The following is a 19,478-nucleotide window of genomic DNA, read 5'->3' as shown; positions in this document are numbered from 1 at the left end:
CGCGCCAACCGTATGCAAAGTGGGCGATCACAGGACCGATAAACCATCAGCAGCCTGAAATCGAGGCACGTCTACCACACCCAATTCCCTTGAAACCACTCCCGCCGGCGCAACACCACTGAAATGGAACTCTAGTGAGTACGCAGTTCAGAAAGAAACTTGCGCGCTCGCTCGCTGGCAGGTTTCGAGAAAAACTCGTCCGGTACTCCGACCTCGACCAGACTCCCCTGATCCATGAACCACACCCGGTCCGCAACCTCCCGGGCAAAGTTCATTTCGTGTGTGACACACATCATCGTCATGCCATCGCACGCCAGTGACTTCATCACCTGCAACACTTCGCCAACCATCTCAGGATCCAAGGCACTGGTCGGTTCGTCAAACAGCATGACCGGGGGATCCATCGCCAATGCTCGCGCAATTGCCACACGCTGCTGCTGGCCTCCCGAAAGTTGTCCAGGAAATGCGTCGACCTTCGATGCCAAACCGACACGATCGAGCAATTCGAGAGCACGGGCTCTTGCCTCTGCGCGCCGATGTTTACGTACATTGACCGGCCCGAGCATGATGTTCTGGGCAACGGAAAGATGCGGGAACAGGTTGAAGCTCTGGAATACGAAACCAACCTGGCTGCGAAACTTGTTGATATCGACCGATGACGCATGCACGTCCTTGCCGTCGAAATGAATTGCTCCACTTTGGATCTCTTCCAGGCGGTTCACAGTTCGAATCAGTGTGGATTTCCCTGAGCCTGATGGCCCACACACGACAACGACTTCACCTTTGTGGACATCCGCGCTGATGCTGCTTAGCGCGCGATACTCCCCGTACCACTTGCTGACGTCCTTGAAGGTGAGGAGAGGTTCTTTACTGAAATTCATATTCACGCGGCTGTCTCCGTAGTGGTGGTAGAGGGTGATACAACAGCCACCACGGACTGGCGGCTTCCTTCGCGTCGAGCTGTGATGCGGCGCTCAAGGAAGCGCGCCAGTTGCGTCAGTGAGAAACAGAGACAGAAGTAGATGGCGGCAAGGATGAAGTACACCTGGAATGGCTGCGTCATCAGCGAACTGTTGATCTGCGTCGCCGCAAAGGTGACTTCGTTCACGCTGATCACATACCCCAGCGAGGTTTCCTTGACCGTTGAAACGAACTGGCTGACCAAGGCTGGAATCATGTTGTAGAGAGCCTGGGGGAGGATTACCTTGCTCATCGCCTGGATGTAGCTCAGCCCCACGGCACGCGCTGCTTCGGCTTGCCCCTTGGGCAAGCCCTCAATGCCGGATCGCACGATCTCGGACAGGTAGGCCGCTTGGTAGATCACAAGTGTCACCACCATGGTCGTGAAGCCAGTGACCGTGCGACCAATGAGCAAAGGGACGAAGAAATACACCCAGAAAATGAACATCAGCAGCGGTACGCCGCGCGCGACATAGACCAGCCCACTCGCAGGCCAGCGCAGCCAGCGAAAGGGGCTGATGCGTGCGATTGCGATCATTACGCCAATCGGAAAGGCGAGCGTCAAACCAAGCAAGGAAAGAAGCAGTGTGACCGCCAATCCCCCGAGCGGCCCATTGGGGTACTGACCTACGAGAAGCAGAGTGCCATAGTCGCGCAAGATAAGAAGAATGCTATCCACAGCCTATCTCCCTCGAATTCGATAGCGACTTTCAAGATACATTCCTGCTTTCATGATCACCAAGGAAAATCCAAGGTAGATCACAGTTGATAGCAGGTAAATTTCCACGGTCCTGAATGACTGGCTCTCAATTTCACGGGTTGCATAAGTCAACTCAGCAACGCCAATTGCCATGGCCAGGCTGGTGTTCTTGAACAGCAGTACCGTATAACTCACCAAGGTAGGCAGTGCAATCCGCAGCGCCTGAGGGACCACTACGAGACGCGCTGCCTGAAGATAGGAAAGGCCGATGGCGCGCGCGGCCTCCAACTGGGACCTTGGAATGGATCGGATCCCCCCGCGTAGCCCTTCGGAGACATAGGCTGCCATGCACAGCCCCCCAGCAATGAAAGCCAACACGAATGCGCTGTTATATGCATTGATCCACTGCTGCCACGGCAGCGGCAAGAGCGCGGGGATGCCGAAGTACCAAAGGAAGACCTGGACCAGCATGGGCACGTTCTGGTGATACTCAACATAAATCGCTACGGCAATCTTTGCTATTCGGATGTTGCTCATGCGTGCCACGGCAAGCATGGTCCCCAAAGCCATCGCGAGCAACCACGCCGCCAGCGTGAGTTCAAACATGGTGATGACGCCGTCAAGGATCCATTTCGGATAGTCACCTCGCAGCAACACTGAAAAGTCGAGCTTGTGATCCACGGTCAGTTTCCTGTTGCAGTATGTGGATCAGCCTTTGATCGGCTCAATCTTGAAGCGGCGCTTCATCTTGTAGATGGTCTGGTTACCCAGCCACTTGTCGAAGATCTGCTGCGCCTCTCCCGATTTCTCCATCGCCTGCAGCACGGCGTTCACGTGCTTGATCAAGCCCGGCTCGCTTTTGCGCATGCCGATTCCCCACGGTTCAGACGCCAGTGATGGCTCGAGCTTCACGATGGGGACGGTGCTTTCAGATTGCAGGCGATACTTCTCGAGGTAGAGCTCCCCAATGGCAAAGGCATCTGCTTTCCCTTGCAGCATCGCGAGAAATGCGCTCGGTGGATCCTGGAAGGTGATGGTCGTCGCCCCGGGAACTGCCTTGCGCACGAGCATCTCGGAGCTGGAGCCTTTGAGAGCGCTGACGCGCTTTCCTGACACATCCTGGAGGGATTTGTAGCCGCTGTCCTTGCGTACCGCCATCTTCTGCTCGCTCACAAAATACTGGTCGCTGAAGGCAATCTGCTCGGCGCGTTCGGCGGTCCACCCAAGGCTGGCAATGACCACGTCAACACGGCCTTGTTGAAGCTCGGGGATGCGTGCTGCCACGGAAATGAGCTTCACCTCAAGCTGCGCACCGAGGGACTTTGCCAACGCCCTGCAGAAGTCCACGTCGTAGCCCTCAACCTCGCGGGTTTTCGTATCGGAGAAGCTGAAGGGCTCGGCGGTACCGAGCGTCCCACAGACGAACACCCCCTTCGATTTGATGTCAGCGAGTTGGTCCGCGCGTGCGGGGTTGCCCAGCAGCATCAGGGCGGCACTGGCAACGAGAGTCAGAACAGAAGTCTTCATGGTGTCTTCTCCAGACGGGTTCGCGATGGGTGATGCTCAGGAGAGGTCGTTCACAGCATCCCGAAGGAAGTTGCAACCTTGCTCAATCAATTCGAAGGAAGTGGCAAAGGAGAGGCGAAGATGTTCGGGCATCCCATAGGAAGTTCCATCGATCACTGCCAGACTCGCGTGCTCCAGAAAGTAGCGCATGACGTCAACATCGGAGGAAAAAACCCCTCCCCCGGGCGTCACCCGCCCCATAAGTCCAGCCACACTGGGGAAGACGTAGAACGAGCCGTCTGGCGACACGCAGTCGATACCAGGAACTTCTCTCAGGAGCTCCACAATGAGATCCCTGCGCTGGCCGAAGATTGCCACCGCGTCTGCAACGCATTGCTGCGGCCCATTGAGTGCCTCCACGGCCGCCGCCTGGGCCATGGCATTCGGACACGATGTGCTCTGCGACAGCAACATCGCAATTGCTTGCGCCAGCGGCGTTGGACCTGCGCCGTAGCCGATACGCCAGCCCGTCATGGCATAGGCTTTGGAAACGCCATTGATGATCAACGTCCGCTCTGCCAGTTCCGGAACCATCTGGAGCAGGGAAGCATGCTTTACGTCGCCATAGACGAAATGCTCATAGATCTCGTCGGTCATCAGCCAGACATGAGAATGCCGTTGCAGTACGGCACCCAATGCGACCTGTTCGCTGGCTGTGTACACCGCACCGGTCGGGTTGTTGGGTGTGTTCAACACCAGCCACTTCGTGCGAGGAGATAGCGCTGATTCCAGAGCCTGCGGCGTCAGCTTGAATCCGTGGCTTGCATCACTGGATACGACAACGGCCTTGCCCCCATGGAGCGCTACCATGTCTGGATACGAAACCCAGTACGGTGCAGGCACCACGACTTCGTCTCCCTCATTCAAGGTAGCTGCGAAGGCGTTGTAGATGATGTGTTTTGCACCATTCCCGACAACGATGTTCTCGGGCTTGAATTCCAGCGTGTTCTCGCGCCGAAATTTGTTGACGATCGCCTGTCGCAGAGCGAGCGTTCCGCTGGGCGACGTGTAGCGCGTCTGTCCCGCTATCAAGGCGGCAACGCCGCTGTCCATGATGTGCTTCGGTGTCAGGAAGTCGGGCTCGCCGATGGTGAAGTCGACGATGCTCCGACCTGCAGCGCGCAACGCATCGACACGCGTCTTGGCCGCCATGCTTGGCGAAGGCTTGACACCGTCAAGGCGGTGGGCCAGCAAGGTTTTCATGAAGTTCTCCGGATACGAAGCGGGCGCGAGTTGAGTGATGCGTTGGATCAAAGACCGTGAGGACCAGGTGCCTTGGCGAGCCACGATTGCTTCACCATTCCGTTGGCGATTTCGGCCCTGATGGATAGCAAAGCCAGCAGCAGTCATCGCCAGGGGCTCAATTTGAATCATGCTGATCGAACAAGCACGCCGGATTCATTGCCAGCACGCGATGCATGACTTCCGAGTCGTTGTCGAACCAGCGTGCGAAGGCGTTGAGGAGCTGGCCAGCATCCACCGGCTTCCTTATGCCTACATGTGGCCAGTCCGTTCCCCAAATCATCTGCCCCGGCGCATCACCATAGAAGACGTGGGCGCGTTCAATGACACGACTATCCATAAGGTCGTCCGACAAGCGATAGCCGATCAACTTGACCCATGCGCCTCGCTCAACGAGCAATTTTCGGATAACCAGGGTTGTCGGATGATTTACGCCGAACTCTGGGGGCAAGCCACCCATATGATCGATGACGATTCTGCACGGCAACGCTTCCAGTACAGGCAGCAATTCTGGCCATTGTGTTGGACCAGGAAGTACTTCCGCATGCCAACCGAACTCGGCAATGCGAGGCGCAAGCGCAACCATCGCTTGCGTTCCTACGGTGCCACCGAGACCATTGGTGATAAAACGCATCCCGCGCACGCCGATGCCATGCAAGCGTTCGATCTCCGCGTCATCAATCGTCTGACCCGCAACTACCACACCGCGCAGGATGCCGGGTTCATCAGTAAGTGCCTCGATCACGCCAGTGTTATCCGTCCCAAAGACGCTCGCCTGGATAACAGCACCTCGCTGAAAGCCTAGCGCTGCCCTCATCTTTCTATGCTTCTCGGGTGGTGCCGGTGCAGGGAGATAGCTAGCGTCGGAAACGAGCGCCCAGTTCCCGCGCGGCGTCACGTGTGAATGGCAATCCCATGCTCCGTCCGGCACGACGAAAGTGGGAGTCGTATAGGACTCGAGCGGCGGCAGGCTTTCCTGTTCCACAGCGGACATATTCAAATCTCGTATCGTAAGATTGGCCCGCTCATGCGCGCAGGTAAATGTCGAAGAGTTCATCGCCAGACATAAATCGCTTTACGTTGGCAACAATAGCGCTGACTCGACGAGCTTCGAGTTCCTCCGTCCAGCCCGCCGCATGTGGAGTCATGACGACGTTGTCGAGGTCAGCGAATCGCCGCGTCGCCGGTGGGCAAGTTTTCTCGCCCGCCTCCGGATAGCGGTACCAGGTGTCGATCACAGCTCCGCGGATTCGCTTCTCTCGCAATGCCTCGTACAGCGCATCTTCGTCAACGACAGATCCTCGCGCGATATTGATCAGGACTGCGTCTGCTTTCATGCGCGCCAGTTGTGCCGCACCGATCAATCCTTGCGTCTCAGGCCCTCCGGGTACGGACAAAAGAACATAGTCACTTTGCGACAGCAGATCGTCGAGACCATCGGTCCCCTTGTACCAATCGAGACTGTGATCGATCCCCGGGTTGCGGCTGACAGCAATGACTCGCATTCTGAAAGCCTTGCTTAACTCCGCTACGCGGTGGCCAATGCGGCCGTACCCCACCAGTCCGATGGTGCGCCCCTGAAGCTCATGATGTTTGCGGCCAAGCACCGAGGCACCTCCCCACCCCCAGCGAGCTGCACGTAACTCGCTGTCCATCTCCCGTAGGGGTATAGCCGACTGCAGCATCGCGAGCATCACGTACTCCGCAATCGGGTCGATGCCGACATTCGTGTTGCTGACCACTGTGCCCGCAGGCAACCATGCCCGATCGAGCCAATCCATTCCGGAAAATGGCACCAGTATCAGCTTGAGTTTCCCCGCATTCTGGAGCGTCCGTTTCACCAGCGTTCGTTTCTCGTGGAGTACCCACTCGGCCGACGCGACAATCACTTCAGCTTCCCTTGCGATCTCCACCATCCGCTCAGCACCTTCGGATGGCAGCCAGAGGTCTACAGCGTTCTCCTGGCCTACAGCATGTTTCACCGGGTCAAGAAAAACCCTCCCATACTCTCCTGTCAATACCACGCGTAACATTGGCGGCTTCCTTTGGTTTCGCATCTCAAGAGATTGCTCGATTGACGTTCGGCTTTTCAAAGCCAAACTTCACTGAGTCGCGGTTGGTCATTGAGCAATCGCCGCTGTACCTTACCGACTCCGGTGTCCAGCGGAAGCTTCTCAATTCGAATGAGCCGCGTGGGGCGCATATATTTCGGCAAATCAAATAGCGCCGCATGCACTTCGGACTCGATGACATGATGCGCGGTCGTGTAGAGCACGACCTCGTGTCCACGCGCCGGGGAATCTATCCGCCAAAGTGCGAACTCGCCGAGAGACTCGACCCGCCTCAACCGCTCCTCAACAAATCCGATCGGGACATACTCGCCATTGACGCGAATTGAATCACTCATTCTCTCAATAAAGATGAGATCTCCACACGAGTCTAGACGCCCACGATCTCCTGTCCTGAACCATCCCTCGGCGTCGGTCTGAGCCAGTATCTCTCCATCTCGCAGATACCCCGAGAACAAGGTCTGATGATGCAGCCCACGCACCCAGATCTCGCCGTCATCGGCTATACGATATTCGACATCCGAACGAGGCTGTCCTGCCATGCTGGACGGACCTTCCGGCGGAAAGTCGGCGTCGTCCGGACGTACGATGCGCGTATGGCAAAGGCCGCCAGCTTCCGTTGATCCATACCCCGTCACACCGATCGGAATATCAAATTTTTCAAGAAAATCCGGCACGCACCCGAAGGCTATTCTGATCTGGTGACCTTGTGCTTCTGCTCGCGTCGTCTTGGCCATCAACAGATTTGCCGGCGGCTGATGCAATATCAGCGCGGTAATATGGTGCGCCTTGACCAGCGACCAGAAATCTTGCGCCTGGAAGCGATCCATCGAAAGCAACGACGCTCGCGCCGTGAGCGAACCCACGACGCCGTACCCCATCGGATTGATGTGGAACATCGGCAGTGGCGAGAGGACCCTGTCGTAATGTGAGAGCCCATGCGAATCGGCAATAAAGCGGCCCAACCGAATGAAATAGCCATGACTCAGCGCGCAGAACTTCGGCAGTCCGGTCGTTCCCGAAGTATGGATGTATGCTGCTACGCCGGCGGGGTCTGCGCAGCGTCCATCGCTATCTGATTCCAGGACGACGCGGGAGAGGAGGGGGCTTTGCACGGAAACTTCGCCTTGCCATGCTCCCGTCAGATCCAACTGTGCTTCAGTCCTGTCAGCCAACCCTCCTGGGCTACGGCCCAGCCAGAAGATGGCACGCGCGCCCAGATTGTCGAGCATCGCGCCAAGCAATTCATCAGGATATGAGGGGTTGATCAATGCCGTCTGCAGCCCCACGAACTGGGCTGCCATCCACGTGACAAGGTACCCCGCGCTATTTGGACCGATGAAAGCTACGATGTCTCCTCGCCGGAAGCCAGCATCGCGAAACTGAGCCGCGACTGTTCGAGCCCGCTCAACAAATCGATGCAACGAGTCGTTTTGTGAACAGGTGCCGAAGGATGCGTCGGGACGATCGAGGGCTGCAACCTCGATCAGCTCGGTCAGGTTGTTCATGCCAGCCCCATCAGTTGAGCATCCTGCAGGATGCATTTTGCGACGTGATTCTTGAGGATTTCACTCGATCCACCGGCCACGCGCAGCAGTTTCACGTCGAGCATGAACTGGCCGAAGTTCTGCTCCTCATACAAACCGTATCCACCGATCAAGGCGTAGACGTCGCTCACAACTCGCTCGGCGGCCTTGATCGCGAGATGCTTCGCGACACTTGTTTGCATCGCGTGCTCGTGACCTTGTTGTGCGAGGTTGGCTGCATGATCACGAGCCAAAACCGCGGCGTGGATCTCCGCATAGCATTCCGCAATCGTCCATTGGTTCCCCTGAAAGTCTGCGACGACAGCGGACCCGACCGGGCGGGTAACCGCGTATCTCGAGGCTTCGGCAAGAGCACGCCGCGCTATGCCAATCAGCGTGGACGCGTTCCCTAGCCGGCTCACATTGAAGGTGGATACAAAGGTTGCAAGGCCCTTGCCGACCTCACCAAGGATCGCGCCGTGTCCAACGCGAACATCATCAAAGTACATGTTCGCTGTCGGCGAATAGCGAAGTCCAATGGGATGGGTATGTTCGCGCCGAACACCAGGCTGATCCGTATCTACCAGAAATGCGGTCAGCCCTTCCGGAGCCATCGCGTAGACGAGCGTGAGGTCACTCTCGACACCCATATTGATGTGGCACTTCTCTCCGCTAATGACCCACCCACCACCTTCATGCCTGGCGGTGGTCTGAAGATTCTTCAAGGATGAGGCAGCGGATGGTTCGGATATCGATTCAGAGAACAGGATGCTCCCGTTGGCAAGTCCAGGAAGGTACTTCGCCTTCTGCTCCGGTGTTCCCCAGTCGTTCAGCCAGCGTTCGCCTTGGGCCTGCGTCTGCCCACTTACCAGGCCGTAGCGGCCCAATTCCTCCTCCACCAGGCAGTACTCAGGCACACCGAAACCCAACCCCCCGTACTCCCGCGGGGTAAGCATTCCGAGCAGGCCTCGCCGCCCGAGTTCATTGAACGCGTGGCGAGGAAACACGCCCTCACGTGCAGCCTTGGCCATGTCACCCTGGATGACCCCAGCAAATTCCCGAATGCTCTCGATTGCGGAAGAAGCCCAGGCCGGGTCTTTCAGACGTAGTTCCAGATTCATTGCTGTGTCTCGCAGGTGGTTTCGTTTATCATTTGATTGTCCGGACAATGATAGGATGAAGCGTTTGTGGCGTCAAGACTGTGGTTCCGCTAACATCGCCTTTCGTTTGGCGACGAACGAAACTGGTGACCATCCCGATGGAGGCCACTTCGACTCCCCGGACGCTTACCTCAACATTCGCTAACGCGACGACCGTGAAACATATTCAACACAGCAAGACGTGCCCGCGCGCCCGGCCTTCTATACCAGCACATGTATCAGGCAGGAACGGGCGTGACCACGAGCACGGCTTCAGCTGCGCGGCTCGGTCGCACTACCGCCAAAGGACGGCCGCGGCAATCCGGCTGTCAACGAGCGCTGGTCCGGGCGAGGAACATCAGTGATGAGTCCCACGCCACATTCCAGCCTGGACAATCTCGGATCCCGCCCGCCCAAACATCTGTTGCTGGCGCAGTCGCTCCTCGCCGATATCCGCAGCGGCCGATATCCGGTGGAATCTCTCTTGCCCACAGAGGAAGCCCTATGCGCGATGTTCGGAGTCAGCCGTTTCACCGTTCGCTCTGCGCTACGCGCGCTGCAGGACCGAGGCTATGTTCGAAAGCAGAGGCCGATCGGAACGCGCGTCATCGCAGACAGAACCGAAGACCAGCAGACCATAAGGCTGACCTCGCTAGGTGATCTTGTTCAGCTCGCCGAAGGCGGTCAGCAGATGATCACCGCAAGCGCCGATATCGCTGCTGATCCGACGCTGGCCAGCACCATTGGTTGCGCTGTTGGTCAACACTGGCGGCACCTTGAAGTCCTGCGCTGGACAAGCGGTAACAAGGAGGCGCCGGCGATGCTTAGCCATTTATGGATTCATCCCATGTACTCGGGCGTCGCTCAAGGTCTCCACCTCAATCGGCTCTCCCCCGTTGTCATCTTTATCGAGCAGATTGGGCAACAATTCGGCGAGCGTCCGTCCGACATCCAGCAAACAGTCAGCGCATTCAATATAAAGGGACATCTGGCGCGTGCGCTGCAGGTCAAGAACGGTACTCCTGGCCTTCGTATCCAGCGCTGGTTCCGCAATAGTTCCGGCGAGTTGATCCTCTATGCCGACGGCTTTTATAACGGGCTCCTATATAAATACCAAACCACCCTGCATTTGAATAATTGAGGCTGATTCTTGGATCGTTGAGCAACAGAAAGCCCTCCAGTGCACTTCTGTGGCGCATAGCCATCGTGCATCCAAATGGCCTGCTGTGGCGCTGATAGACAACGCTCACGAGCGACCGGATATGCCCAGCGCCGCGGCCCTGGACCACAACTGAGCAGGTTCTGCGATCGGGCAACGCCAAGGCAAACGCACTCTGCCTGCGCGGAGGCAAAAAAGAAATATTTCAGCCTGATAGCGACTGGCACAAGCTCGATAGCATCGATGGCCGTATCGCTTCCGGACACCACCCAACAATACAAAATGGGAGACGCCAACCGCGGCGTCCGCCCTTCTGTTTCTCGACGATTGGCTCTTCGAGGGATATGCATGGAGGCTGGCCGGCATGTGGATCTCCTTGACCGTGCGGGGCGAAATCCAACGCATTACTTGAAAGGTTTAGCGCGTTAGTCAAAGCCCATCTGATTCCGTAGCTATGGCAACGACCAGCAACGATGCATGGCGGCCAACTGGGCGATCTCATGGCAAGGTATTTGCGGGACAGGACACTAGCCATTGCCTCCATCGACTGACGGCACATTTCTTGCCACAACGAAGCGGACAGGGCTCTGCCAAAGCCGTGCACAAGAGGGATGGCGATGGATGCGATGGACAGATATGCAGGAAATACAAGGGCCGGGCGCGTCAGTTTGGTAAAACTTACACGCCACACACCAGGGCCTGCGCAGTCTTACACCACGTCCGGGCGGGCACCGGGGTACCCGCTGGGCCAACACTTCGGGCCGGCGCATACGCGCCCGTCAGCGTGAAGCCATGAAGCAACAAGCCAACCGCGCGCCGCTGATCCTCAATGTCGAGGACCGCGAGGGTCCGCGCTACGTCAAGAGCCGCATCCTGCATCGCGGCGAGTTTCCGGTGATCGAGGCCGTCACGGGCCGTTCGGCGCTGTCGCTGGTGCGCCAGCATGCGCCCGCGCTGGTGCTGCTGTCGGCCAGGCTGCCCGACATCAGCGGGCTGGAGGTGTGCCGCCTGCTCAAGGACGATCCGCAAACCGCGCGCACGCTGGTGCTGCTGACCTCGCCCGGGCTGGCCCGGTCGCGCCAGCGCGTCGAGGCGCTCAATTGCGGCGCCGACGGCTACCTGGTGGAACCCGCCGAGCCCGAGGAACTGCTGTCGAGCATCCAGGCGCTGCTGCGCCTGCGCGGCGCCGAGGACGCGTATCGCCGTACCTCGCAGGCCTTGCACGAGCACGAGGACATGTTCCGCCAGCTGGCCGAATCGCTCGCCGACGTGGTGTGGATCCTGGACCCTGCCACGCGGCAGCTGCTGTTTGCCAGCTCGTCGCTCGCGACGCTGTGCGGCCACCCGGCCGAGCAGCTGATAGACGATCCGCGCCGCTGCCTGGACCGCGTGGCGCCAGCCGACCGCGCACGCGTGGAGGCGGCCGTGGTCAGCATGCTGCGCGACGGCAGGATGGACATCGAATTCCAGATCACCCTGTCCTGCGGCGAACCGCGCGAGATCCGCGCGCGGGCTTTTCCGGTGCGCGGCAGCGACAGCGCGCAAGCGGCGCCGGCCGGCGACGGCACCCCGCCATTGCACATCGCCGGCACCTGCCAGGATGTGACGCTGCAGAACCGCGCCGGGCGCACGCAGCGCGACGAAGTACGGCGCAAGGACCAGTTCCTCGCCATGCTGGCGCACGAACTGCGCAATCCGCTGGCGCCGCTGCGCAGCGCGGCGGACCTGTTGCAGCAACTGGCGCCGACGCGCGCAGACATGTTCCGCGCGCGCGACATCATCAGCCGGCAGGTGCATCACCTGACCCGACTGGTGGATGAACTGCTCGATATCTCGCGCCTCAACCAGGGCCGCATCACGCTGCGCCAGGACCTGGTGGAATTGCGCACCGCGCTCAAGACCGCGGTCGAAGCCGTGCGCCCGGTGCTGGACGCCTGCCGGCACACGCTGCGCCTGTCGCTGCCCGAGCAGCCGCTGCCGGTGCGCGGCGACCTGGTGCGCCTGACGCAGATCTTCAGCAACCTGCTGCAGAACGCTGCCGCGTACACGCCGGCGGGCGGAGAGATCGTCGTGGAAGCCAGCTTTGATGACAGCGCGCCGGGCCTGGCCCCCGACGCTGTCTCCGGCGGCCACGTCTTGGTGCGCGTGCGCGACAACGGCGCCGGCCTGCCCGAGGCGCCGCAGCGGCAACTGTTCGATCCGCTCACGTGGCAGGACGAGGGTGCCTGCGCGGAGCCGCCACACGGTGCGTTCCCGCATGACGGCCCGGGCATCGGCCTGACCCTGGTGCAGGAGCTGGTGCGCCTGCATGGCGGCACCATCCGCGCCTGCAGCGAGGGCCCGGGACAGGGCAGCACCTTCACCGTGATGCTGCCGGTGGAGCCGTGGCAGAACTGGCATCCCGGTTCAGGCAAGGCCGCCCCTCGCCACGGCGTGCCGCGCCGGGTCATGGTGGTGGACGACAACGTCGATGCGCTGGAGGCGATGACGATGACGCTGCAGGCCCTGGGCCACACAGTAGTGACCGCCGCGGACGGCCCGAGCGCGCTGGCGCGCGCCACCGATGTGCGCCCGGAGGTGGTGCTGCTGGACCTGGGCATGCCCGCCATGGACGGCTTCGAGACCGCCCGGCGCCTGCGCGCGCTGCCGGAGATGCGCGGCGCGACGCTGGTCGCGCTGACCGGTTTCGGCCAGCCGGAGGACCGCCGCCGCGCGCTGGAGGCGGGCTTTGACAGACACCTGGTCAAGCCCGCTGACCTGGACGCACTGGCGCGGCTGCTGGACGAACTGGACGCAGGCCGCGCCTAGCGCGAGACCGTGCCGGCGCCGGCCGCCGCATTCCCCCATCCCTGATCAAGGAGCTTTTCGTGCATACCACGCCCGACCCCGACCTGCCCCCGCGCGAGCCCGAAATCCCGCCGCAGGAGCCACCGCCGGGCCCGTCTCAACCCGTGGTCGACCCGCCTCCGGGCGACATGCCGCCACCGCCCCCGCAACGCGCCGGCGCACGTGGCAAAGGAGCGATCAAGTGTCCCGCATCATCTGGAAAGGCGCCATTGCCTTTGGCCTCGTCAATATCCCGGTCGTCCTGCGGCCCGCGTCGCGCAACCAGACACTGGACCTGGACCTGCTAGACGTGCGCGACATGGCCCCGGTGGGCTACCAGCGCATCAACAAGAACACCGGCAAGCCGGTCGACAAGGAGCATATCGTCAAGGGCTACCAGTACGCCAAGGACGAGTACGTACTGCTCAACGAGGAGGACTTCCGGCAAGCCAATGTCGAGGCCACGCAGACTGTGGACATCGTCAGCTTTGTCGATGCCGAAAGCATTCCGCCGTACTACTTCGACACGCCCTACTACCTCGAACCCGACAAGCGCGGCGAGCGCGGCTATGCGCTGCTGCATGAGACCATGCGCCGCACCGGCAAGGCCGCGCTGGCGCTGGTGGTGCTGCGCGCGCGCCAGCACCTGGCCGCGGTGCTGGTGCACGGCGACGCACTGGTGCTCAACACCATGCGCTTTGCCGACGAGGTGCTGCCCATCTCCGAGCTGCAACTGCCCAGGGCTGCCACCGGCAAGCCCACCGGCGCGCACGCACGCGAAGTCGAGATGGCAACCAGGCTGGTCGAGGACATGAGCGAGGACTGGGAGCCGGAGCAATACCGCGACACCTACCGCGACGACCTGATGGCGCGCATCGAGGAACGGATCGAATCCGGCAAGACCCAGCAGCTGACCCCGCCGGCGCAGGAGGAAGAAGCGCCACGCCAGGGCGCCAGGGTCATCGACATGGTGGCGCTGCTGCGCCAGAGCCTGGGCAAGCGCGGCAAGGAAGCCAAAGACGAGGAAGAGGCCGGGCCCGCGCCGCGCAAGGCCCCCGCGCGGCACGCCGCGGCCCGCAAGCAGCCGGCTGCCAAGCGGGCCGGCACCACGGCTCCAAAGCGTACCAGCACAACCCGCACTGGCACTGGAACCGCCAAGCGTGCGCCCGCCAGGCGCGAGTCGCATGCGCCGGCCGCGCGCAAGAGCCCGGGCACTACGGGAAGAAAGCGCGCGGCGTAGCGCGGCACCGCGATCAGCCGAATCCCAATTGTGTTCTCCCTCTCCCGCTTGCGTGAGAGGGTCGGGGTGAGGGCGGGAGCATCAACGAAATAGAGCGCGTCGGTATGCCTGCGCCTGCCCTCTCCCCCTGCCCGTCAGCGCGACGACGCCTTCAGATTGTCATTGACCGAGGTCACGCCCTCGACGCTGCGGATGGCATCCAGCGCCATGTCGTGCTGCTGCGGGCTGGGCACGGTGCCGCTCACGTCCACCATGCCTTGCTTCGTCTTCACATGGATCCCGGTGGACTTGAGGTCCTTGGTCGCCAGGAGCTTGGTCTTGATCCTGGTGGTGATGGCGCCGTCCTCGACTGCCTGTTTGGCCTTGTCTACGGTGGCCTCCGTGCTGGCGCCACGGTCCGGGTCGGCACGGCCGGGCATGCCAGGCGCAGAATTCACCGGCGCCGCCGGCGCATTGTCCGCCGCGACAAGAATCGGGCCGCTCTTGTCGAGTGCCAGCGCGCTGCCGGCAGCCGCCGCCAGCGCCGCGGTAGCGCAGGCCATCCGCATGGTGCGCGCGGTGGTTCGGGTAAATCGCATGGCTGTCTCCTGTACGGGTCCCGGTGCGTCCCAAATGCCAGCCTGACAAGCGGAACCACCGGTAAGGCATTTTTCAGCAATCTCCATACCCGCCCGGCCGGCCCGCGCCATGCACACCAGCAGGTGGCGCAAGGTGTGTAAAACGGGCGACCCGTTGTAAAAGCGCCGCGCCGCAGCATGTGCTGCATCGCGCGCATGGCACCGGTGCTGGCGGCGCTGCGGCGCGGTCGTGCCTGGCATGGCGATTGCGGAGCAGGGAATGCGGCAGTTCGCCGCGCCAAGGAGCTTGTAATGGGACAGCAGCAACAGCCGGGTCAATCGCAGTCGGGCCAGAAGCAGCAGGAACAATCGCAGACAGGCCAACGCGGCAGCCAGCAGCAACCGGGACAACAAGGTGGCGGTCAGATGGGTGACAAGGACCGCAAGCAGGATCAACAGCAACAGCAGGATCGCGGCAGCAAGCAACCGGGTCAGCAAAGCGGTCAACGCAGCGGCCAGCAAAGCGGCCAGGGCGGGCAACAGGGTGGTCAGCAAAGCGGCCACGGCGGACAACGCCAGCAATAATCCTCGCCAGCCACGACAACAGGCAGCTATCCGGTGACGTGCGGCGGCAACATGCGGTGCTGCCGCAGGGGCATACGCCGGAGATTGGCAGGCCGGAACTCCCAGCAGGGGCTCCGGCCCTTTTTGCATCCGCGCGCGCGGCATGGTCCTGCGCACGTCGTCCCGCCATCCCGTGTATGCTGGCCCTGACTTCACCCTCCAGCCAACACCGGTCTTGTCCAGCTTTACCGACCCCGCCACCGGCCGCTCCCCGCAGCAAGGCCGCGGCCCGCTGAACCATCTCTCCACCAAGCTGCGCGAGCGCGCCGGCGCGCAGGTGCGCGCGCTGACCCGCAGCAATTCGGGCCTGAGCCTCGATTACGACAACCCGCCAGGCGATCCCGGCCTGTTCGGCCCTGACGCGGTCTGCTGGCGCGTGCATGCGGACTTTCCGGCGATGCTGGCAGGCGGCGTCAGCGCGCTGCTGCTGCAGGCGCTGCATCCGCTGGCACTGGCCGGGGTGTGGGACCACTCGAGCTTTCGCACCGATATGCAAGGCCGCCTGGGGCGTACCGCGCAGTTCATCGCCGGCACCACCTACGGCAGCCGTGCCGACGCGATGGCGCTGATCGACCGCGTGCGGCGCATCCATGCCGGCGTGGTCGGCACCGCGCCAGACGGGCGGCACTACGCGGCTTCGGATCCCGCGCTGCTGACCTGGGTGCACGTTGCCGAGGTTTCGAGCTTCCTGGGAGGCTACCTGCGCTATGTCGGGCCGCTGGAGGGCGCCGAGCAGGATCGCTACTACGAAGAAGTCGCGCGCATCGCGCAGATGCTGGGCGCGACCGACGTTCCGCGCTCGCGCGCCGAAGTGACCGCCTACCTTGAGGCCATGCGGCCCGCGCTGCTGGCCAGCGAACGCACCCGCGAAGTGGTGCGGCTGGTGAGGAAGATGCCGGTGGCCAACCCGCTGCTGCAGCCCGCGGTGCGCATCATGGCGGATGCGGGCATCGCGCTGCTGCCGCCATGGGCACGGCACCAGCTCGACCTGGACGGACCATCGATCCGGCGCCCGGCAGCGCTGGCCGGCATGCGTGTGCTGGCTCCGGCACTGCGCTGGGTGCTGGGCGCCGGCCTCGCCGCGCGCGCCCGGCGGCGTGTGGCCCGCGGCGCCTCCGCCCCGGCCGGCTGAGGCTCGCCACTGTCACCTGCGCGCTTGCGGCAGGCCGTGCGGCGGCCCGAAGCGGCTATCGGCGGGAAGCGGACACTTCTTGAGGAGAAATGGGAATTAGAGGCAAAAACCCCCGCATTTCGGAGGATTGCGTGTCCCGGAAGTGGCGTTAAATCTGCCTGGGCATTCCGAACGGCCGGTCGGGTTTCTCGACCGCACCGGCCACAGCGCCACAGAGCGCGATTCAAACGACGCGGGCAAAAAAAAAGCCCACGCGCGGGGTGCTCGTAGGCTTTCCAGGACTGCTCGAGCCCGAAGGCTCTTGTCATGAATATAAACGCGCTTACATGAGATGTAAATCTCGCTTCTATCAGGGGATTCCCCTATGACATTATGAGCTCGTTTGCGCACTTTTGGTGTTTCTGCCCCTGACATCACTTTCAGGGCATTTTTCGCATGGGCTGGCATTTCCCCGCCAGCCCAGTCCCCACCGCGCCTGGCGGGCCGCTCCAAGTGCACTGCACGTGAGCATGCGGACGGACCCTTACAATATCACGGCAGTGAGAGCAACAACTTTAGTAGACGAAAGCCTCTAGATCTTGGGCGGCGCGCCATTCGTCAATGCTTGTAGAACTTTGTTACTCTCAGCCCTGAAGTATTCCCCTCCTCTTCTGGCAGCGCCAACCGCCGGCACCTGCGCGAAATCCCGGGGCCCGTGCGCGGGGCCTGGCGACACCGCGGCCCTGGCGGCCAGCTCCGACGCCGTTACCGAGAGCGGATGTTTCTCTTGCCGCCCTGGCCGTGCCGCACCTCAAGCTGCCGGCCAACGGACTGTTATCAGCCGCCAGAACCCTTGCGGGCTCTTCCGGAGTCGTTGTGAAGAAGAAGGAAATCCCGCCCAGGCCACGCAACCGGAAACAACTGCAGCCTCAGGAATATGCCGCATACTGCACCAGCCAGACCCCGGTGATCGTGCACTTGTCCAACGGCGCCCGGCTGCAGGGGCTGGTGCTGGCGTCGGACGAATACGTGCTGCTGCTCGGGCGGCAGCCGGACGACAGCCGGCCCACGGTGGTCTACAAGCGGGCCATCTGCCTGGTCACGCCGGCCGATGCGCCAGAAGCGGTGGTGGTGGCGCCGGATCCGGCCACCGCGCCGGACTTTGTGCCTATCTATATGCCGCGCACCCGCAAGCGCCGCTAGCCCAACGCCCGCTCCGCACGCCCTTCCGCACCGCCGCCCCTGGCCGCGCGGCGCTTCCGCCCGCCCTGCCGGCGCCCCGCGAAACTATCGCGGAGATCACTCTAAATCTTTCCGGAGCCTGGTCGATAACCTTTGCAACGGAGGCACTACAGCACTGCAACGCAGTCGGCCAACGTTACGGCATCCGCCGGACTGTGTAAATCACTGCATATAGGAGTCGCAACCATGGCGTCCATCATCAATACCAACTCGTTGTCTCTGATGACTCAGAACAACCTGAACGCTTCGCAATCGTCGCTGAACACCGCGATCCAGCGCCTGTCGTCGGGCCTGCGCATCAACAGCGCCAAGGACGATGCCGCTGGCCTGGCCATTGCCAACCGTTTCACCTCGAACATCAACGGCCTGACGCAAGCCCAGCGTAACGCCAACGACGGTATCTCGCTGGCTCAGACGACTGAAGGCGCGCTGACCGAAGTCACCAACAACCTGCAACGTATCCGTACGCTGTCGGTGCAGGCCGCCAACGGTTCGAACTCCGCCTCCGACCTGAAGTCGATCCAGGACGAAATCGGCCAGCGCATGTCGGAAATCGACCGCCTGTCGCAACAAACCGACTTCAACGGCGTGAAGGTGCTGTCGTCGACCGCCAAGGCAGTGAACGTCCAGGTTGGCGCCAACGACGGCCAGACCATCTCGGTCAACCTGCAGGAAATCAGCACCAAGACCCTGGGTCTGCAAAGCTTCAACGTGAACGGCCCGCAAGCTACCGCGACGGCTTCGTTCAGTGGCACTGCAACGATGACCGGTGTGGCCGCCGCCGGCACCAACGACTTCAAGAATGCCTACGGCTCGACGACCAACGTCTCGACCAGCACGGTTACGGAAAAGACCGCAGGCACGCTCGCCACCACGCTGGGTGTTGCAGCCGGCAGCATCTCGATCGGCGCCAACGCCGTGGTCGACAAGAACGGCAACTGGTTCGCTGAAGTCCAGATCACCCCGGCATCGGCCGCCGAAGCCCAGGCCCTGAAGAACCAGGGCATGTCGGGCGCCACCAGCGGCTCCACGATGTACACCTACGTGGCCCTGGACCCGGCTTCTGCCGACACGTCGAGCACCCCTGGCACCGCCAAGCTCAGCCTCGACACCAGCAAGCTGACCGCCTCCAACCTGACGGCAGGCGCTTCGGCCAACCCGATGGCCACGCTGGACGCCGCGCTGCAAAAGGTGGACAGCCTGAAGAGCTCGCTGGGTTCGATCCAGAACCGCCTGGATTCGAGCATCGCCAACCTGGGCACGACGATCACCAACCTGTCGTCGTCGCGTTCGCGCATCCAGGATGCTGACTACGCAACGGAAGTGTCGAACATGACCCGCGCCAACATCCTGCAACAAGCTGGCACCTCGGTCCTGGCCCAGGCCAACCAGACCACGCAAGGCGTGCTGTCGCTGCTGCGTTAATTGACTGACGCGTAGCACCGGTGCCGGGCCTCGTGCCCGGCGCTGTTGTGGAATGTTTCCCCAGGGCCGCGGCCCTGGGAAAGCATTTCAAG

At 61.7% G+C, this 19,478-nt stretch carries 16 protein-coding genes; 6 read left to right on the top strand and 10 right to left on the bottom strand.

Going from position 1 to position 19,478, the window contains the following annotated elements; all coding sequences use genetic code 11:
• Positions 1 to 131 precede the first annotated feature (131 nt).
• From ACZ5MJ_RS27105 to ACZ5MJ_RS27065, 9 genes are all read right to left on the bottom strand, one after another.
• Positions 132 to 881 (bottom strand): amino acid ABC transporter ATP-binding protein, encoded by a 750-nt coding sequence (locus ACZ5MJ_RS27105; RefSeq protein ID WP_464226619.1) that lies wholly within the window; start codon positions 879 to 881, stop codon positions 132 to 134.
• Between the two features lie 2 nt (positions 882 to 883).
• Positions 884 to 1,630 carry an amino acid ABC transporter permease gene (locus ACZ5MJ_RS27100; protein ID WP_464226618.1) on the bottom strand — a complete coding sequence of 249 codons (747 nt, stop codon included), beginning with the start codon at positions 1,628 to 1,630 and terminating at the stop codon, positions 884 to 886.
• A gap of 12 nt (positions 1,631 to 1,642) precedes the next feature.
• On the bottom strand, positions 1,643 to 2,341 hold the full coding sequence (locus ACZ5MJ_RS27095; protein ID WP_464224010.1) for an amino acid ABC transporter permease: 699 nt from the start codon (positions 2,339 to 2,341) through the stop codon (positions 1,643 to 1,645).
• Positions 2,342 to 2,368: 27 nt separating this feature from the next.
• Positions 2,369 to 3,187 carry an ABC transporter substrate-binding protein gene (locus ACZ5MJ_RS27090; protein WP_464224009.1) on the bottom strand — a complete coding sequence of 273 codons (819 nt, stop codon included), beginning with the start codon at positions 3,185 to 3,187 and terminating at the stop codon, positions 2,369 to 2,371.
• A 36-nt stretch (positions 3,188 to 3,223) separates the two neighbouring features.
• Positions 3,224 to 4,429 (bottom strand): aminotransferase class I/II-fold pyridoxal phosphate-dependent enzyme, encoded by a 1,206-nt coding sequence (locus ACZ5MJ_RS27085; RefSeq protein ID WP_464224008.1) that lies wholly within the window; start codon positions 4,427 to 4,429, stop codon positions 3,224 to 3,226.
• 157 nt (positions 4,430 to 4,586) lie between these two features.
• Entirely contained in the window at positions 4,587 to 5,462 is an 876-nt protein-coding gene (locus tag ACZ5MJ_RS27080; RefSeq protein WP_464224007.1) for an amidohydrolase family protein, read from the bottom strand.
• 31 nt (positions 5,463 to 5,493) lie between these two features.
• Positions 5,494 to 6,501: a 2-hydroxyacid dehydrogenase gene (locus ACZ5MJ_RS27075; protein ID WP_464224006.1), complete on the bottom strand. Its 1,008-nt coding sequence runs from the start codon at positions 6,499 to 6,501 to the stop codon at positions 5,494 to 5,496.
• Positions 6,502 to 6,557: 56 nt separating this feature from the next.
• Positions 6,558 to 8,045 (bottom strand): class I adenylate-forming enzyme family protein, encoded by a 1,488-nt coding sequence (locus ACZ5MJ_RS27070; RefSeq protein WP_464224005.1) that lies wholly within the window; start codon positions 8,043 to 8,045, stop codon positions 6,558 to 6,560.
• Positions 8,042 to 9,184 (bottom strand): acyl-CoA dehydrogenase family protein, encoded by a 1,143-nt coding sequence (locus tag ACZ5MJ_RS27065; protein WP_464224004.1) that lies wholly within the window; start codon positions 9,182 to 9,184, stop codon positions 8,042 to 8,044. The genes ACZ5MJ_RS27070 and ACZ5MJ_RS27065 overlap by 4 nt, the downstream gene beginning before the upstream one ends.
• Positions 9,185 to 9,566: 382 nt before the next feature.
• Here ACZ5MJ_RS27065 and ACZ5MJ_RS27060 point away from each other — a divergent pair, with 382 nt between their 5' ends.
• From ACZ5MJ_RS27060 to ku, 3 genes are all read left to right on the top strand, one after another.
• On the top strand, positions 9,567 to 10,343 hold the full coding sequence (locus ACZ5MJ_RS27060; RefSeq protein ID WP_464224003.1) for a GntR family transcriptional regulator: 777 nt from the start codon (positions 9,567 to 9,569) through the stop codon (positions 10,341 to 10,343).
• Between the two features lie 810 nt (positions 10,344 to 11,153).
• Positions 11,154 to 13,169 carry a hybrid sensor histidine kinase/response regulator gene (locus ACZ5MJ_RS27055; RefSeq protein ID WP_464224002.1) on the top strand — a complete coding sequence of 672 codons (2,016 nt, stop codon included), beginning with the start codon at positions 11,154 to 11,156 and terminating at the stop codon, positions 13,167 to 13,169.
• Between the two features lie 220 nt (positions 13,170 to 13,389).
• A complete protein-coding gene (gene ku / locus ACZ5MJ_RS27050) occupies positions 13,390 to 14,427 on the top strand; it encodes a non-homologous end joining protein Ku (RefSeq protein ID WP_464224001.1) in 1,038 nt (345 codons plus the stop codon).
• A 134-nt stretch (positions 14,428 to 14,561) separates the two neighbouring features.
• Here ku and ACZ5MJ_RS27045 read toward each other — a convergent pair whose 3' ends face one another.
• Positions 14,562 to 15,566: a BON domain-containing protein gene (locus ACZ5MJ_RS27045; RefSeq protein ID WP_464224000.1), complete on the bottom strand. Its 1,005-nt coding sequence runs from the start codon at positions 15,564 to 15,566 to the stop codon at positions 14,562 to 14,564.
• A 217-nt stretch (positions 15,567 to 15,783) separates the two neighbouring features.
• Between ACZ5MJ_RS27045 and ACZ5MJ_RS27040 the strand changes: the two genes are divergently transcribed.
• From ACZ5MJ_RS27040 to ACZ5MJ_RS27030, 3 genes are all read left to right on the top strand, one after another.
• Complete coding sequence (locus ACZ5MJ_RS27040; protein WP_464223999.1) at positions 15,784 to 16,740, top strand: oxygenase MpaB family protein; 957 nt, start codon at positions 15,784 to 15,786, stop codon at positions 16,738 to 16,740.
• Between the two features lie 855 nt (positions 16,741 to 17,595).
• Positions 17,596 to 17,922, top strand: coding sequence for an RNA chaperone Hfq (locus ACZ5MJ_RS27035; RefSeq protein WP_464223997.1), 327 nt, complete (start codon positions 17,596 to 17,598; stop codon positions 17,920 to 17,922).
• 225 nt (positions 17,923 to 18,147) lie between these two features.
• Positions 18,148 to 19,386: a FliC/FljB family flagellin gene (locus ACZ5MJ_RS27030; RefSeq protein WP_464223996.1), complete on the top strand. Its 1,239-nt coding sequence runs from the start codon at positions 18,148 to 18,150 to the stop codon at positions 19,384 to 19,386.
• Positions 19,387 to 19,478 lie beyond the last annotated feature (92 nt).

This window comes from Cupriavidus sp. LA-1, from assembly GCF_055385985.1.
This window is presented reverse-complemented; position numbering and strand designations above follow the sequence as displayed.

Bases quoted from the DNA above. Each gene is read 5' to 3' on its own strand.
- ACZ5MJ_RS27075 (WP_464224006.1), bottom strand. From the start codon at position 6,501: ATGTTACGCGTGGTATTGACAGGAGAGTATGGGAGGGTTTTTCTTGAC.
- ACZ5MJ_RS27065 (WP_464224004.1), bottom strand. From the start codon at position 9,184: ATGAATCTGGAACTACGTCTGAAAGACCCGGCCTGGGCTTCTTCCGCA.
- ACZ5MJ_RS27090 (WP_464224009.1), bottom strand. From the start codon at position 3,187: ATGAAGACTTCTGTTCTGACTCTCGTTGCCAGTGCCGCCCTGATGCTG.
- ACZ5MJ_RS27060 (WP_464224003.1), top strand. From the start codon at position 9,567: ATGAGTCCCACGCCACATTCCAGCCTGGACAATCTCGGATCCCGCCCG.
- ACZ5MJ_RS27030 (WP_464223996.1), top strand. From the start codon at position 18,148: ATGGCGTCCATCATCAATACCAACTCGTTGTCTCTGATGACTCAGAAC.
- ACZ5MJ_RS27105 (WP_464226619.1), bottom strand. From the start codon at position 881: ATGAATTTCAGTAAAGAACCTCTCCTCACCTTCAAGGACGTCAGCAAG.
- ACZ5MJ_RS27085 (WP_464224008.1), bottom strand. From the start codon at position 4,429: ATGAAAACCTTGCTGGCCCACCGCCTTGACGGTGTCAAGCCTTCGCCA.
- ACZ5MJ_RS27055 (WP_464224002.1), top strand. From the start codon at position 11,154: ATGAAGCAACAAGCCAACCGCGCGCCGCTGATCCTCAATGTCGAGGAC.
- ACZ5MJ_RS27080 (WP_464224007.1), bottom strand. From the start codon at position 5,462: ATGTCCGCTGTGGAACAGGAAAGCCTGCCGCCGCTCGAGTCCTATACG.
- ACZ5MJ_RS27070 (WP_464224005.1), bottom strand. From the start codon at position 8,045: ATGAACAACCTGACCGAGCTGATCGAGGTTGCAGCCCTCGATCGTCCC.